The organism is Xanthobacter wiegelii, assembly GCF_043193855.2.
Classification (GTDB): domain Bacteria; phylum Pseudomonadota; class Alphaproteobacteria; order Rhizobiales; family Xanthobacteraceae; genus Xanthobacter; species Xanthobacter flavus_A.
Genome location: NZ_CM195529.1, coordinates 4,648,781 through 4,664,394, shown reverse-complemented (window position 1 = coordinate 4,664,394; position 15,614 = coordinate 4,648,781). Strand labels below are relative to the sequence as shown.

Genomic DNA, 15,614 nt, shown 5'->3' with positions numbered 1-15,614 from the left:
GTCAGCCCCCGGTTTTCTGCTTGCGCGCGTAGCGCGTGGGTACGAAGGGAAGGGCGGTGACGGCGGCCGGCAGGGCCTTGCCGCGCACCATTATGTCGAGGCTTGTGCCGGGCGCGGACAGCGCCGGCGGCACATAGCCCATGGCGATGGGCGCCTGCAGCGTCGGGGCGAAGCCGCCCGAGGTGACGCGGCCGACGATCTCACCGCCCGAGGCGATCTCCGCGCCCTCGCGGGCCGGCGCGCGGCCTTCGAGCTTCAGCCCGACGCGCACGCGGGCGGAGCCTTCCGCCAGCTCGTGCTGCACGCGCGCGGCGCCGGGAAAGCCGCCCTCGAGGCGCCGGCGCTTCTGGATGGACCAGTTGAGCGCCGCCTCGATGGGCGAGGTCGTCAGATCGATGTCGTGGCCATAGAGGCAGAGCCCGGCCTCAAGGCGCAGGCTGTCGCGGGCGCCGAGGCCGATGGCCTTCACCTCCGGCTCGGCCAGCAGCGCCGCCCAGAGCGCGGGCGCGTCCTCCGCCGCGACGGAGATCTCGTAGCCGTCCTCGCCGGTATAGCCGGAGCGGGAGACCTCCACCGGCACGCCGTCGAAGGCGAGGGGGAGGGCGGTCATGAAGTCGAGGTCCGCCGCCTCCGGGCAGTGACGGGCCATCACCGCCGCGGCTTCCGGGCCTTGCAGCGCGAGGAGTGCCCGTTCGGGGCGCTGCACCAGCTTTACCGTGGCGGGCAGGTTGGCTTCGATGTGCGCGAAGTCGGCGCCCTTGCAGGCGGCATTGACCACGACGATCAGGGTGCCGTCGGCGGACGGGTCCGCCGGGCGGGTGGCCATGAAGTCGTCGCGGATGCCGCCGTCATCGGCTGTCAGCTGGGAATAGCGCTGCCTGCCGGGGGCGAGGTTCACGAAATCCGCCGGGGCGAGGGCTTCCAGCGCGCGGGCGGTGGTCTCGTGGTCCGGCCCGACGAGTAGCGCCTGACCCATGTGGGACACGTCGAACAGGCCGGCGTTCGTGCGGGTCCAGTTGTGCTCCGCGAGGATGCCCTCGGGATACTGGACCGGCATGAGATAGCCCGCGAACGGCACCATGCGGGCGCCGAGCGCCACATGGGCGGCGGCGAGCGGGGTTTCGAGCAAGGGCTCGGACTCGGAATGCGAATCGGGGGACGAGGCCAAAGGGGGACTCCCGGACGAACGGCGCCAATGTCCGGACCTGCCGAACCCCGTTCCCGGTGGTCCTGCGCGGCCCGCGCGGCGCCCCCTCTGTCTGCCGACCTGAGAGATTTCACCGCGCCTCGTGGAAGGGCACGGCTTACTCCTTCGGTGAGCCCGTCCCCGGCCCTGAAGGCGCGGAGGGGCTGCTTTCCAGAGTTTCGTCCCCCTGCGGCCCTTGGTGCCTGAGCGGTTCCGGGGCGGTTGCGCCTTCGGCGCCGGCACACCTCCCCATGAGGCTGCCGGTCTCTCCCGCAGGGATCGTCCGATGTTGCGGAAGCGCCACCCTTTCGCCGGGGCAGCGCGAACGCAGGTGCAGCATAGGCGTTTGCGGCCCGGCGTCAACGCGCGGCGCGGACCAGCCTCGCGTTGACGCCGCGACGCGCGATTTCTAAGTTCGCGCTCCTTTTCCGGAGCCTGTCATGTCCTCGTCCGAAGCCTCGCCTGCCGCCGCCGACCCCGCTCAGCTTGCCGCCGAGCTGAAGACGGTCGCGGAAACGGCCACCGCCTGGCCGTTCGAGGAGGCGCGCAAGCTGGTGGAGCGGCTCAAGCGCCGCCCCAAGGATGAGGTGCTGTTCGAGACCGGCTACGGCCCCTCGGGCCTGCCGCACATCGGCACCTTCGGCGAGGTGGCGCGCACCACCATGGTGCGCCACGCCTTCCGCATCCTCACGCAAGACAAGGTGAAGACGCGCCTCCTGTGCTTCTCCGACGACATGGACGGGATGCGCAAGATCCCCGAGAACGTCCCGGACCCGACGGCGCTGCGCCCCTATCTCCAGATGCCGCTCACCCGCGTGCCGAACCCGTTCGGCGGCGATTATCCCAGCTTCGGCGCGCACAACAACGCCATGCTCCGGCGCTTCCTCGACACCTTCGGCTTCGATTACGAGTTCGCCAGCGCCACCGACTATTACCTCTCCGGCAAGCTCGACGCCGTGCTGCTGAAGGCGGCGGAGAAGTACGACGAGATCATGGCCGTCATGCTGCCCACCCTCGGCGAGGAGCGGCAGGCGACCTATTCGCCCTTCCTGCCCATCTCGCCCACCTCCGGCCGCGTGCTCTACGTGCCCTTGAAGAACGTGGACGCCAAGGCCGGCACCATCACCTTCGACGACGAGGACGGCACGGAGACGACGCTCCCCGTTACCGGCGGCAGGGTGAAGCTGCAGTGGAAGCCGGACTTCGGCGCCCGCTGGGCGGCGCTCGATGTCGATTTCGAGATGTTCGGCAAGGATCACCAGACCAACGCGCCGATCTACGACAGGATCTGCCAGATCCTCGGCGGCACCGCGCCGGAGCATTTCGTCTATGAGCTGTTCCTGGACGAGAAGGGCCAGAAGATCTCCAAGTCCAAGGGCAACGGTCTCACCATCGACGAGTGGCTGACCTATGCGAGCCCGGAGAGTCTCGCGCTCTACATGTTCCAGTCGCCGCGCTCGGCGAAGAAGCTGCACTTCGACGTGATCCCGAAGGCGGTGGACGAATATTTCAACTTCCTCGCCCGCTATCCGCAGCAGGACTGGAAGCTGCGCTTCGGCAATCCAGTCTACCACATCCATGCCGGCAACCCGCCGGACGTGGACATGCCGGTGAGCTTCACCATGCTCCTCAACCTCGCCTCCGCCTCCAACACCGAGGACGAGAGCGTGCTGTGGGGCTTCCTCAAGCGCCATGTGCCCGGCGTGTCGGACCAGACGCACCCCAAGCTGCATGAGCTGGTGGGCTATGCCGTTCGCTATTTCCATGACTTCGTGAAGCCCAACAAGGTCTTCCGCGTCCCCGACGAGGTGGAGCGCGACGCGCTGGAGACGCTCGACGCGGCGCTGGCCGCGCTTCCGGCCGGCGCGAGCGCCGACGACATCCAGACCGTGCTCTACGACGTCGCCCGCCCCATCCCGCGCTACCAGGACCTCAAGGCCAAGGGCGCCACGCCCGAGCGGCCGGGCGTCTCGGTGGAGTGGTTCAACACGCTCTATCAGGTGCTCCTCGGCCTGGAGCGCGGCCCCCGCTTCGGCTCCTTCGTCGCCATCTACGGCGTGGCCGAGACGCGCGAGCTGATCCGCAAGGCGCTGGCCGGAGAGCTGGCGGCGGCGTGAGGAGACCAAGAGCCGTCATCGCCCGGTTTATCCGGGCGATCCACCGTTGGGTCGGGCTGGGTCTTGAGGCAGAGCGCTGGCGGATGGGTGGATCCCCCGGATAAACCGGGGGATGACGGGCAAGTTGGCTTGAGCGGTCTTGCCCCCTCTCCCCTTGCGGGAAAGGGTCGGGGTGAGGGGTGTCGCGCCCTTCGTCCGAACGCATTGAAGGTGGAGGCAGCCCCCTCACCCCCTGCCCCTCTCCCGCAAGGGGAGAGGGGAGGCGCCGTAGCCCGGCAACGCAACGGTCGAAGTATTGGCGCCACAGTCATGGCCGGGGCTTGTCCCCACACCGCCGTCGCCCTCCGGCTTGACCGGAGGGCCCATGGCCCGTCCGGGCGCCGCGCGGGAATGTTATGCAAGTGCTTCCGCACCCTGCGCTTTCGGCGCGATGGGTGCTTCGGTCAAGCCGGAGCACGACGGCAGGGTGGGACGACGAAAGCCGCCCTCCAAGCCCACCTACGCCGGCATCTGGAAGCTGAGCAGCTTCTTCTGCGGGAAGTCGTAGAGCTTGCCGGTTTCCATGAAGGCGGGCAGGCACAAGGGCAGGATGGCCTCGGCCGCGTCTTCCGGGGCGGGGAGGGTGGACGGGTCTTCGCCGGGGAAGGCCTTGGCGCGCATCAGGGTGCGGATGGGGCCGGGGTTGAAGAGGTTGACCTTGAGGTTGCCCGATACGCTTTCGTCCGCCCAGGTACGGGCCATCACCTCGAGCCCCGCCTTGGTGATGGCGTAGGGCCCCCAATAGGCGCGCGCCTTGCTGGCCGCGCCGGAGGTAACGACCACCGCCCGCCCCGCCGGGGAGAGCTTCAGCAGCGGATCGAAGGAGCGCACGCAGCGCCAGTTGGCGGTGAGGTTCACCGCCACCGTATCGTCCCAGTCCTTCGGGAAGACGTGGCCGAGGGGGGAGAGCGGGCCGAGCACGCCGGCATTGGCCACATAGATGTCGAGCCGGCCATAGCGCTCGTAGAGCGCTCCGCCGAGCCGGTCGATGCCGTCGGAATCCTTGAGGTTCAACGGCACCAGGGTGGCGCTGCCGCCGACGGCGCGGATGGCGTCGTCCACCTCCTGCAGCCCGCCTTCCGAGCGGCCCACGCACACCACATGCGCGCCGGCTTTCGCCAGCGCCACCGCGGTGGCGGCGCCGATGCCGCGCGTGGCGCCGGTGACGAGGGCGATCTTTTCGGCAAGCGGCCGGTCGGTCATGCGGGGTCCTGTGGTCGGGAGGGGCGCCCTCCCGGCCCGGGAAGGCGTTGGAGCTCAGCTCGCTTCGGCGAGCAGCGAGAGCTGCTGCTGGCCCACCGCGCCGGCGCGGTCGGTGAGGGGGGTGGGATAATCGCCGGTGAAGCAGTGGTCGGTGAACTGCGGCCGCACCGGGTCGCGCCCCTCGAAGCCCATGGCGCGGTAGACACCATCCACCGAGAGGAAGGCCAGCGAATCCGCGCCGATATAGCGGCGCATGCCTTCCAGATCATGGGTGGCGGCGAGCAGTTTGTCCCGGTCCGGCGTGTCGATGCCGTAATAGTCCGGGTGGGTGATGGGCGGGGAGGCGATGCGGAAATGCACCTCCTTGGCGCCGGCATCACGCATCATCTGCACGATCTTCACCGAGGTGGTGCCGCGCACGAGGCTGTCGTCCACGAGGACGATGCTCTTGCCCTCCACCACCGAGCGGTTGGCGGAATGCTTCATGCGCACGCCCTGGTCGCGGATGGACTGGGTGGGCTGGATGAAGGTGCGGCCGACGTAATGGTTGCGGATGATGCCCAGCTCGTAGGGGATGCCCGAGGTCTGGGAGAAGCCGATGGCCGCCGGCACGCCGGAATCCGGCACCGGAACGATCACGTCCGCATTGGCCGGGCTTTCGGTGGCCAGCACGCGGCCCATGTTCTTGCGCACCTGATAGACGGAGCGCCCGCCGACCACGGAATCCGGCCGGGCGAAATAGATGTACTCGAAGATGCAGGGGCGCGGCGCCATCTCCGGGAACGGCTTGAAGGACTGCACGCCCTCCTCGTCGATCACGATGACCTCGCCGTTCTCGATGTCGCGCACGTAGCGCGCGCCGATGATGTCGAGGGCGCAGGTCTCGGAGGCGAGGATGGGCGAGCCCTCCAGCGAGCCCAGCACCAGCGGACGGATGCCGAGGGGGTCGCGGGCGCCGATGAGCTTCTTGTTGGTGAGCGCCACCAGCGAATAGGCGCCTTCCAGGGTGCGGATGGCATCGATGAAGCGGTCCACGAAGCGGGGCTTCCGGGAGCGCGCCACGAGGTGGAGGATCACCTCGGTGTCGGTGGTGGACTGGGTGATGGCGCCTTCGCGCACCAATTGGCGGCGCAGGGTGAGGCCGTTGGTGAGGTTGCCATTGTGGCCCACGGCGAAGCCGCCGGCATCCAGCTCGGCGAAGAGCGGCTGCACGTTGCGCAGCAGGGTCTCGCCGGTGGTGGAGTAGCGCACATGGCCCACCGCGCTGTCGCCGGGCAGGCGGGCGATGACGGCGGCGTCGGAGAAGGCGTCGCCCACGAGGCCGAGGCGGCGCTCGGAATGGAAGCGGCGGCCGTCATAGGAGACGATGCCGGCGGCTTCCTGTCCGCGATGCTGGAGGGCGTGGAGGCCGATGGCGGTGATGGCCGCCGCCTCGGGGTGATTGTAGATGCCGAAGACACCGCATTCCTCGCGGAGGCGATCGCCGTTCAGGTCGAGATCGAGGTTGCCGGGGCGGCCATGGCCGTCCGCGATCGAAGCGCCGTCTTCGCCGGCCGCTGAGATCGGCCCGTCACATCCCAAGTCCATCATGCACCCTCCGCAGGGCCGGTCAGGCGGCACCGTGCGAGCTTGCGCCGGGAAGGTTGGACCGGGAGCACCCATAGCGCGGAAGGCGAAGCGCCCCCGCGTGACTGCCCCGGCCGACCGGCCGGCCTGTTGCTGCCCCCAAAAAGAACCTACCGCTGTCCCCCCGTCGGGGCGGCCGGGGCGGCAGGCGTGTCGCCCTCCTCAGCGGCGGGCGGCTTCTTCAACTTGCTCAAGATGGTGTTTTCAGGGTCATCCGGCAACTGCGCCTTCAGCCACTCCCCCGCTTTCGTGATGGCGGGGAGCGATTTGGCGTTGGCGACCCACGGGGGCTGCTTCTCCGGCGGCACCAGCCAGTTGAAGAACAGGAGCGCGATCACCATCAGCAGCAGGCCGCGGGCGAGGCCGAAGGCGAAGCCGAGCGTGCGGTCGAGGGCGCCGATTCGGCTGTCGAGCACCAGGTCCGAGATGCGCGCGGTGATGATGGAGGCAATCAGCAGCGTACCGAGGAACAGCAACGCCACCGTCACGGCAAGAGCAGCCGAATCCTGCGAGATGTACTGCTTCACCACAGGCAGTGCCGACTTGTAGAAATACACCGTGACACCGGCCGCGACGACCCACGAGAGGATGGAGAAGACCTCCCGGAGGAAGCCCCGGACCATCGCCAGGATGCCGGAAATCAGCATCACAGAGAGAACGATAATGTCGAGCAAGGTTATGGGCATCGGCGCATCGATCCGTGATAGGCGCACCGCCAAGCGCGCATGCGCGCGACATGCCCCTCCCCCGGAGGCCCGGCCGCGGGGGTGATATAGCTTGCGCGCCCGCCCGCGTCACCTTTCCTCGTCGTCGCCCCATTCCGCATGTTCCACGGCCCTTTGTGGGGGATTGCGGTCATGGCTGCCCCGCGCCTCGCGCATGGCAGAGTCGCGCGTCTCGCGCCCGGCTGGCCGGCGGGGGGCGCTGGCCGCGATGCCGGCCACCAGCTCCGCCAGAGACGACACCGGCCGCACCGACACCGGCGGGTCGAGCCCGTCGAGGCCGCCGGAGGGGATGATGGCGCTGGCGAAGCCGAGCTTCGCCGCCTCCTTCAGCCGCGCCTGCGCCTGCGAGACGGGGCGCACCGCCCCCGTGAGGCTCGCCTCGCCGAAATGCACCGCATCCGCCGGCAAAGGCGCGCCGGTGAGCGAGGAGACGAGGGCGGCGGCCACCGCGAGGTCCGCCGCCGGCTCGCCGATCTTCAGCCCGCCCGCCACGTTGAGATAGACATCGTGCCCGCCGAGCCGCACGCCGCAGCGGGCATCCAGCACCGCCAGCACCATGGAGAGGCGGTTGGGGTCCCAGCCCACCACCGCCCGGCGCGGCGTGCCGAGGGAGGAGGGGGCGACCAGCGCCTGGATCTCCACCAGCACCGGGCGCGTGCCCTCCATGCCGGCGAACACGGCGGTGCCCGGCGCGCCGGCGTCGCGGTTGGAGAGGAACAGCTCGGAGGGGTTGGCCACCTCGGAGAGGCCGCGCCCCGTCATCTCGAACACGCCGATCTCGTCGGTGGGGCCGAAGCGGTTCTTCTGGGCGCGCAGGATGCGGAACTGGTGGCCGCCGTCGCCCTCGAAGGAGAACACTGCGTCCACCATGTGCTCCACGACGCGCGGGCCGGCGATCTGCCCGTCCTTGGTGACATGGCCGACGAGGATGACGCAGGCGCCGGTCTGCTTGGCGTAGCGCACGAGAAGCTGGGCCGAGGTGCGCACCTGCGTCACCGTTCCTGGCGCGCTCTCCACGCTGTCCGACCACATGGTCTGGATGGAATCGATCACGACCATGTGAACGGGTGGCCCGCCCGACAGCGTGGCGATGATGTTCTCCGCATTGGTCTCGGCGGCGAGGCCGACCTCGGCCTTTTCCAGTCCGAGCCGCTGGGCGCGCAGGCGCACCTGGTCCACCGCCTCCTCGCCGGAGACGTAGACGACGCGCAGCCCGCGCTGGGCCAGCGCGGCTGAGGCCTGCACCAGCAGGGTGGACTTGCCGATGCCGGGATCGCCGCCGATGAGCAGGATGGAGCCGGGCACGAAGCCGCCCCCGGCCACCCGGTCGAGTTCGCCGATGCCTGAGACGAGACGCGGGGCGGGCTTGGCCGTGCCCTCCAGCTTCTCCAGCACCACCGCGCGGCCCTTCCGGCCGGAGCGCTGGGCGGCGGGGACGCTGGCGGCCACCGCCACTTCCTCGGAAATGGTGTTCCAGCCGCCGCACCCCTCGCACTTGCCCTGCCAGCGCGCATAGACCGCGCCGCAGGACTGGCAGATGAAGGACGTGTCGCGCCGGGCCATGAGCATCACCCTCGGCGCGGGCGGGCCGGCCGGGTCTTGAGAAGCCCGAATCTCGGGCGATGTTCTCTATATATCCCATCGGCCCCGCGCACGCCGGGGAAGGTGCGCGGTTGCGCCCTTTCTGCGGAGCATCCCCAAGTGGCAGGATCAGGGCACCTCTGCTAATCAGCGTGCAGCCCTTTTTGCGCATTCAGGGAATTGCCCGTGTTCCGAGACCAACCGGCTCCCATGCCTGCTGCGCCGAACGCACCCGCCCCCGGCCCGGCCGAAGTGGCCGCATGGGCGCGCGCGGCGTCCGATCCGGCGGCCTTCGCCGCGGAGCAGCAGGCGCTGGGGCGGGTGTGGACCTTCCTGTGCCTCGATGCCGAGGTGGCGGAGGATGGCCAGTGGTTCCGCACCGATCTCGGCGGGCGCTCGGTCTTCATCCAGCGCTTCGGCGACCGGCTGCGCGGCTTCGAGAATGTCTGCGCCCACCGCTTCCATCCCATCCGCCGCGAACGCAGCGGCAAGGGCGCGGTGGTCTGCGCCTTCCATCACTGGCGCTACAACGCCGAGGGTCAGGCGCTGGGCATTCCTGTCTGCGACGAGGCCTATGGCTGCCTGCCCAAGCAGCTCGGCGCGCGGCTGAAGTCCATCGAGGTGGAGGCGTTCGCCGGGCTCGTGTTCGGGCGCTTCCCCCATCCCGGCGGCGAGAGCCTCGCGGATTTTCTGGGCGATGCCGCGCCCATCCTCGCCGCGCTCTGCCCGCCGGGGCAGGCGTTCACGCGCTTCTGCGCCGAGGTGCCGGCCAACTGGAAGTTCCTCACCCACGTGACGCTGGACGATTACCATATCGTCGCCGTCCACCCCTCCACCTTCGGCGCCAACGGCTATCTGAAGGCGAAGGATGTCACCTATGCCCGCTTCGGCCGGCACAGCGCCTATACCACCGAGCCCGGCGACGACCCGGTGGCCGGCGTGCTCGCGGATTGCCGGGCCGGCACCTACCGGGCCCGCGACTATTTCATCATGAACCTGTTCCCCACCTTCGGGGCGTCCCAGTTCCACACCATCACTCTGCTCGGCCGCGCCTATTATTCGGTGATGGTGCTGCGCTATGCGCCGCTGGCCCATGACCGCTCGCGGCTGGAGGCCTGGCTCATCGACGGCCCGATCGCGCCGCCGCGGCCGGGGCTTCTGGGCGTCTTCGACCGGTTCGCGCAGAAGGTCGTCGCCCGCATCGTGCCCTTCTATGCCCGCCGGGTCCTGGCCGAGGACAATGCGGTATGCGAGGGCCAGCAGACCGTCGCCCGCCAGATCACCGAGGACCAGCGCCTGAGCCCCGCCTTCGAGACGCGCATCGGCTGGTTCGAGGAGACCTATGCGGCGGAACTCGCCGCCGCGCGCCAGCCCCTCGCGCCTCAGCCGCCGATGTAGCGGCGGGCGTAGCGGGCGCCGAGGGAGGTCAGCACCTCGTAGCCGATGGTGCCGGAGCGGGCGGCGAGGTCGTCCACGCTGATGCCGTCGCCGAGGAATACCGCCACGTCGCCCCGCTGCACGGAGCCTTCCGGCAGGTCGGTGATGTCGAGGGTGGCGAGGTCCATGGAGACGCGCCCCACGAGGTGGCAGCGCCGGCCGGCAACGATGGCCTCCACGCCCTTGGCGAGGTCGGAAGACCCGGCGGCGCGGAACAGGCCGTCCGCATAGCCGATGGAGACGGTGGCGATGCGGCTCGGCCGCTTCAGCCGCTCGGCGGCGCCATAGCCGACCGTTTCGCCGGCCGCGACACGCGACACCTGGATGATCTTGGCTTCCAGCCGCACCACGGGCCGCAGCGGCGGCACGCCGGTGATGGCGACGCCGCCATAGAGAAAGATGCCCGGCCGCACCAGCTCGAAGCGGAAATCCCGCCCCAGCAGGGTGCCGGCGGAATTGGCCAGCGAGCCCGGCACGCCCCGGAAGCGGCGGATCACGTCCGCGAACACCGCGCGCTGGCGGGCGGTGAGCGGGTGGCCGGGCGTGTCGGCGCAGGCAAGGTGGCTCATGACGAGGCTCGGCGTGAAGCCGAGCATCCTGCGCGTGCCGGCGAGCTGAACCGCCTCGTCCACCGACAGGCCAAGCCGGTTCATGCCGGTATCCACATGAATGGCGGTGGGCAGGTCCGCGCCCTGATCGCGGCAGAAGTCGCTCCACTCGGTGATTTCGGGCACAGAGCCCAGCACCGGGCGCAGGTTCGCCGCGGCATGGTCCGGGGCGGTCTGCGGCAGCAGGCCGTTGAGGACGTAGATCATCGCCTCGGGCAGGAGCGCGCGCAGCTCCAGCGCTTCCTTGAAATGGGCGACGAAGAAGGTGCGGGCGCCCGCCTGCCACAGGGCCGGGGCGACGCGGGCGATGCCGAGGCCGTAGGCGTTCGCCTTCACAACCGCCGCGCATTCGGCCGGGGCGGCGAGCGCCGCGAGGGTGCGCCAATTGTCGGCGACGGCCGAAAGATCGACGGTGAGGATGGCACCGGCCTCGCGCTCCTCGCGCGCCTGACGCTCTTCGTCCTCCCGGCTTTCGGCCGCCTGCGGTGCGCCGGTCAGTGGCGCTCCGGCAGGTGGTCCTCCCGCGCCAGGTTGGAGAAGCGGGTGAACTGGGGCTCGAAATGCACCTTCACCGTCCCGGTCGGGCCGTGGCGCTGCTTTCCGATGATGATTTCGGCCGTGTTCTCGGCCGCCTTCATCTCGATCTCCCACTTGAACCACTCCTCTGTGCCGGGCTTCGGCTCCTTGTTCTTAAGATAATACTCCTCGCGGTAAACGAACATGACCACGTCGGCGTCCTGCTCGATGGAGCCGGATTCACGCAGGTCCGAAAGCTGCGGCCGCTTGTCGTCGCGGGATTCCACCTGACGCGAGAGCTGGGACAAGGCCATCACCGGCACCTGCAGCTCCTTCGCCAGCGCCTTCAGGCCCGTGGTGATCTCGGTGATCTCCTGCACGCGGTTCTGGGACGAGGACTTGGACGAGCCGGAGAGCAGCTGGAGATAGTCGATGACCATGAAGTCCAGCCCGCGCTGGCGCTTCAGCCGCCGCGCCCGCGCCACCAGCTGGGCGATGGAGATGCCGCCGGTGTCGTCGATATAGAGCGGGATGGTCTGCATGGTCTGGGCGGCGGCTGCGAGCTTGGAGAACTCGCTCTCCGAGATGTCGCCGCGCCGGATCTTGTAGGAGGCGATCTCCGCCTGCTCGGCAAGGATACGGGTGGCGAGCTGCTCGGCCGACATTTCCAGCGAGAAGAAGCCCACGACGCCGCCGGAGACGGTTTCCGTCGATCCGTCCGGCCGGGTCTCGCCGCGATAGGCGGCGGCGATGTTGAAGGCGATGTTGGTGGCGAGCGAGGTCTTGCCCATGGCCGGTCGGCCGGCGAGAATCACAAGGTCCGAGGGCTGGAGGCCGCCCATCTGGTGGTCGAGGTCGTCGAGGGCGGTGGCGATGCCGGAGAGATGGCCGTCGCGCTGGAAGGCCTTGGAGGCCATGTCCACCGATTCGCGCAGCGCCTCGCCGAAGCGCTGGAAGCCGCCGTCATAGCGGCCCGTCTCGGCGATCTCGTAGAGGCGCTTCTCGGCTTCCTCGATCTGGTCCTGCGGGGTCGCGTCCACCGGGGCGTCATAGGCCTCGTTGACGATCTCCTCGCCGATGCGGATCAGGTCGCGCCGCACCGAGAGGTCGTAGATGGTGCGGCCGTAGTCCTCGGAATTGATGACGGTGGTCGCCTCCGCCGCCAGCCGCGCGAGATATTGCGGGCCGGTGAGGCCGGCCACATCGAGGTCGGCGGGCAGGAAGGTCTTGATGGTCACCGGCGTCGCGAGCTTGCCGGCACGGATCAGCGCCGACGCCAGCTCGAAGACGCGGGCGTGGATGGGCTCGTAGAAATGGCGCGGCTCGAGGAAGTCGGAGACGCGATAGAACGCCTCGTTGTTGACGAGGATGGCGCCCAGCAGCGCCTGCTCCGCCTCCACATTGTGCGGCGCCTGCCGATAGGTGGGTTCGAGGTCGCCCTTGTCCGACAGATCGAGCATGAAGCCGGCAATCCCCTGGTTGGGGAGGTGGTGTAGCAAGTTCCGCAGCGTCGGGACCAGCCCAATTCTGCGGCGGCACGGACCCACGCCGCCCAAGCACTTATCCACAGGCGGGAAAGCGGGGATTTCGGGAATTGTGCGTCCCGCTGCCCGTCGGCCACTGCGGGTCGGCGACGCATGGTCTTGCGCTTTGCCAGCGGACGTAAGGTACGCTACAGGCTTGCCGCGGCGGCACCGAGGGGAGAAGTGATGCGTTCTGACCGATCCGGAGCGTCACGGGGTTCCGTGCTCACCGCGCTGGCATTCCTTGTCCTTGCGCAGTCGTCGATCGCGTCGGGCGCCCTCGCCCAGGGCGACCCGCTCGCCCCGCCGTCCGATCTCGGCGCCGGCGGGCTGCCCGTTCCCATCGACGGCACCGCCATCTACGGCCAGAACCAGGCTCCGCCGGCAGGCTACATGGCGGTTCCCGTGCCGCCCTCCACCTGCGCCGGCGTGCGGCAGGTGGTGACCTCCCAGGGCTTCATCCTCGTTCCCACCGGCGGCGGCAATGCGCAGCGCTATGTGCGCGACCAGCGATTCTGCCAGGACGACCAGACCACCAAGCCGGCCTGGATGCCGACCTCCGACAATCCCCGCTGCTTCGTCGGCTACACCTGCGGCGAGAGCAACAACGACGGCGGCAACTGACGCCGACTGATCCCGAAAGCGCCGCCGCCCATGCGTGTCACCCCAGACAGCGTGCTCTTCATCACGATCGACTCCTGCCGCTACGACACGTTCGTCGCGGCGAACGCCCCGGCCATGAAGCAGGTCTCCGCCCTCTACAAGGCGCAGGCCCCGGCGCATTTCACCTATGCCTCCCACGCCGCCATGTTCGCGGGCTTCACCCCCGGCGTGGCGGAACTGGCGGTGCCGTTCCTCAACCCCAAGTTCGCGCGCCTCTTCCGGCTCGACCGGGCGGGGGCGGCGGGGCATGCACGGCCGGGCTTCTCGGTGAGCGGCGCGGATATCGTGGATGGCTTTCGCAATGCCCGCTACGCCACCATCGGCGCGGCGGCCATGGGCTGGTTCGATCCCAAGACGCCGGTGTCGAAGAAGCTCACCGGCAGCTTCGAGCAGTTCCTCTTCACCGGCGACAAGGGCATCGCCACGCAGCTCGCCTTCATCGAGAAGCAGGCGGCGCGGGAGACCCGGCGCGACCTGTTCGTGTTCCTGAACGTGGGTGAGACCCACGTGCCCTATCATTTCGAGGGCGCGCCCTGGCCGCGCACGGACAATCCCTGCCTGCCGTTCCAGAGCGTGGACCGCGCCGCCGATTGCCGCGAGCGCCAGCGGCTGTGCTGCGAATATGTGGACCGCAAGCTCGCGCCCCTGCTGGAGCGCTTTGCCGGCGCCACCATCGTGCTGTGCGGCGACCATGGGGATTGCTGGGGCGAGGATGGCCTGTGGGAACACGGCATCGCCCACCCGATGACGCTCACCGTCCCCCTTCTCATCCGCTATCGCGGCCGTCCGGTGGAGGAACTGCCGGCGGCGTCACCCCTCTAGGTCACGTTGTCCCGCGCCTGCGCTTCCCGTTCATGGGCCTGCCATTGCAGGGCCGAGGGCGGGACGAGAAGGCTCAGCGCGGCGGGGGCGACGGCGTAGCGCAGCGGCAGGCTTTCGCGCGTCACCTCGCCGTCGGTCGCGACCCAGGCGCGGCGGCGGCGGGCATGGATGGTGACGCGCCGCGCCGAGAAGGCATGGATGCCCGGCGCGCCGCGCCATGCGTCCACCACCACCTCGGCACCTGTGCGCAGCTTCGCGAGCGTGCCGCGATCCTCCGCCACCAGCACCTCCAGCTGGCCCCCGTCGAGCCGCGAGCGGTGCCAGCCCGAGGCGTCGAAGGCGTTCACCGTGACGAGGGCGGCATAGGCGTCGATGGGCTCGCGGGCGCCGGCCACCTCCACCTCCAGCGACAGTCTCCCGGATCGAAATATCGCCCGGCCCAGCGCCATGAACCAGCCGAAGGCGCGCCCGCGATCGCGCATCTGCTCGCGGGCCATGGCCATCTGGCTGAAGAAGCCCACCCCGGACACGCTGTGGAACGCCCGCCCGTTGAGGGTGCCGAGATCGACCCGCATGGGCTTGGCATCATGCAGCGCCTCGAGCGCGCCCATCAGGTCGCGCGGCAGGCCGATGTCGTAGGCGAGCAGGTTCATGGTGCCGAGCGGCAGCACGCCGAGGGTCACGTCCGTGTTGGCGAGCACGGAGGCGGCGTAGGAGACGGTGCCGTCGCCCGCCCCCACCACCACCGTGTCGTAGCCGTCGCGTGCCGCCGAATCGATGGCCGCCGCCATGGCGTTGCCCTCGGCCACCACCACGTCCACGTCGAGGTCGGGCCGGGTTAGGGCGTCGTCCACGATACCGCGCACCTTGTCGGGGCCCATGTCGTGGACGGTCCCCGCTTTGGCATTGAGTACGACCCGCATTCGCCGCATCGTGCATCCTCCAGACCGGCACAAGCGTTGGCGCAGCCGGGTGGTTCCCTTCCGTCCCGCCACTTTCGTGCCGCGGGTGCCGATCCGAGGTGCATCATGTCCACCGCCCCGACCGGAGCAAAGGGCTCCTATATCTTCCGGCTGCGGGCCGGGCTGCTGGTGCTCGCGGTCTCGGTGCTGCTGTGCTGGGTGGGCGGACATTTCGTGGCCCGCCAGTTCGGCCTCGGCCTCGGCTGGGCCATCCTCATCGCGCTCGCCATCTGGGTGGGCGTGGGCATGCTCATCGCCCGGCTGGACACCCGGATCTATTATGCGGTGGCGCTCGCGGTGACGCTGCTGCTCGCCTACCTCGTCTATGATTTCACCCGCTCGGCGCTGGACTGGTCGAATGGCGTCGCCCTCACGCTGGCGGTGCTGGCGAGCGCGCTGCTGGCCTTCACCTTCCACGATTTCCGCCGGCTGAAGCACGAACTGCGCCTGTGGGCCTATCGTCGCTGAGGCAACTTCCTGTTGCATTGCAGCAGGTTGACTTGGCGCCACGCAAGGGCTCAGGCTTGACTTTTTCCGGACTGAACCGTTCAAGTAGGTGCCGGGCGACAGATGCGACCTAGGGTGGCGGGCGGCTGTGCCGCCTCC

At 69.4% G+C, this 15,614-nt stretch carries 13 protein-coding genes and 1 riboswitch; of the genes, 5 read left to right on the top strand and 8 right to left on the bottom strand.

The annotated features are described in order from the left end of the window. Position 1: 1 nt before the first annotated feature. Entirely contained in the window at positions 2 to 1,168 is a 1,167-nt protein-coding gene (gene gcvT, locus V5F63_RS21770) for a glycine cleavage system aminomethyltransferase GcvT (RefSeq protein WP_394101116.1), read from the bottom strand. A 198-nt stretch (positions 1,169 to 1,366) separates the two neighbouring features. Next, a riboswitch (glycine riboswitch) is annotated at positions 1,367 to 1,469 on the bottom strand. 157 nt (positions 1,470 to 1,626) lie between these two features. Here gcvT and V5F63_RS21765 point away from each other — a divergent pair. Beyond that, positions 1,627 to 3,303: a lysine--tRNA ligase gene (locus V5F63_RS21765; protein WP_394101117.1), complete on the top strand. Its 1,677-nt coding sequence runs from the start codon at positions 1,627 to 1,629 to the stop codon at positions 3,301 to 3,303. Between the two features lie 498 nt (positions 3,304 to 3,801). Here the strand turns inward: V5F63_RS21765 and V5F63_RS21760 are convergent, their stop codons facing one another. The 4 genes from V5F63_RS21760 to radA all read right to left on the bottom strand — a co-directional run bounded on the left by V5F63_RS21760 (position 3,802) and on the right by radA (position 8,459). Next, positions 3,802 to 4,545, bottom strand: a complete 744-nt coding sequence (locus V5F63_RS21760; protein ID WP_394028815.1) for an SDR family NAD(P)-dependent oxidoreductase — start codon at positions 4,543 to 4,545, stop codon at positions 3,802 to 3,804. 54 nt (positions 4,546 to 4,599) lie between these two features. Then, positions 4,600 to 6,135, bottom strand: a complete 1,536-nt coding sequence (purF, locus tag V5F63_RS21755; protein WP_394028814.1) for an amidophosphoribosyltransferase — start codon at positions 6,133 to 6,135, stop codon at positions 4,600 to 4,602. Between the two features lie 146 nt (positions 6,136 to 6,281). Next, positions 6,282 to 6,857, bottom strand: a complete 576-nt coding sequence (locus tag V5F63_RS21750; protein WP_245327250.1) for a CvpA family protein — start codon at positions 6,855 to 6,857, stop codon at positions 6,282 to 6,284. A 108-nt stretch (positions 6,858 to 6,965) separates the two neighbouring features. After that, entirely contained in the window at positions 6,966 to 8,459 is a 1,494-nt protein-coding gene (radA, locus tag V5F63_RS21745) for a DNA repair protein RadA (protein ID WP_394028926.1), read from the bottom strand. Positions 8,460 to 8,687: 228 nt separating this feature from the next. Here radA and V5F63_RS21740 point away from each other — a divergent pair, with 228 nt between their 5' ends. After that, positions 8,688 to 9,875 (top strand): aromatic ring-hydroxylating oxygenase subunit alpha, encoded by a 1,188-nt coding sequence (locus V5F63_RS21740; protein WP_394101118.1) that lies wholly within the window; start codon positions 8,688 to 8,690, stop codon positions 9,873 to 9,875. Here the strand turns inward: V5F63_RS21740 and alr are convergent. After that, entirely contained in the window at positions 9,860 to 10,942 is a 1,083-nt protein-coding gene (gene alr / locus V5F63_RS21735) for an alanine racemase (protein ID WP_509210841.1), read from the bottom strand. The genes V5F63_RS21740 and alr overlap by 16 nt on opposite strands. Before the next feature lie 74 nt (positions 10,943 to 11,016). After that, positions 11,017 to 12,498, bottom strand: coding sequence for a replicative DNA helicase (locus tag V5F63_RS21730; protein WP_209485611.1), 1,482 nt, complete (start codon positions 12,496 to 12,498; stop codon positions 11,017 to 11,019). 249 nt (positions 12,499 to 12,747) lie between these two features. On the opposite strand from V5F63_RS21730, the gene V5F63_RS21725 reads away from it, so the two are divergent. After that, positions 12,748 to 13,185 (top strand): hypothetical protein, encoded by a 438-nt coding sequence (locus tag V5F63_RS21725; RefSeq protein ID WP_209485609.1) that lies wholly within the window; start codon positions 12,748 to 12,750, stop codon positions 13,183 to 13,185. A 30-nt stretch (positions 13,186 to 13,215) separates the two neighbouring features. Next, complete coding sequence (locus V5F63_RS21720) at positions 13,216 to 14,046, top strand: alkaline phosphatase family protein (RefSeq protein WP_209485606.1); 831 nt, start codon at positions 13,216 to 13,218, stop codon at positions 14,044 to 14,046. On the opposite strand, the gene V5F63_RS21715 is transcribed toward V5F63_RS21720, so the two are convergent. Continuing rightward, positions 14,043 to 14,969: a diacylglycerol/lipid kinase family protein gene (locus V5F63_RS21715; RefSeq protein WP_394101119.1), complete on the bottom strand. Its 927-nt coding sequence runs from the start codon at positions 14,967 to 14,969 to the stop codon at positions 14,043 to 14,045. The genes V5F63_RS21720 and V5F63_RS21715 overlap by 4 nt on opposite strands. Positions 14,970 to 15,074: 105 nt before the next feature. On the opposite strand from V5F63_RS21715, the gene V5F63_RS21710 reads away from it, so the two are divergent. After that, the gene (locus tag V5F63_RS21710; RefSeq protein ID WP_209485602.1) at positions 15,075 to 15,476 is read left to right on the top strand and encodes a hypothetical protein; all 402 of its coding nucleotides are present in this window, start codon (positions 15,075 to 15,077) and stop codon (positions 15,474 to 15,476) included. The last annotated feature ends 138 nt before the right edge of the window (positions 15,477 to 15,614 follow it).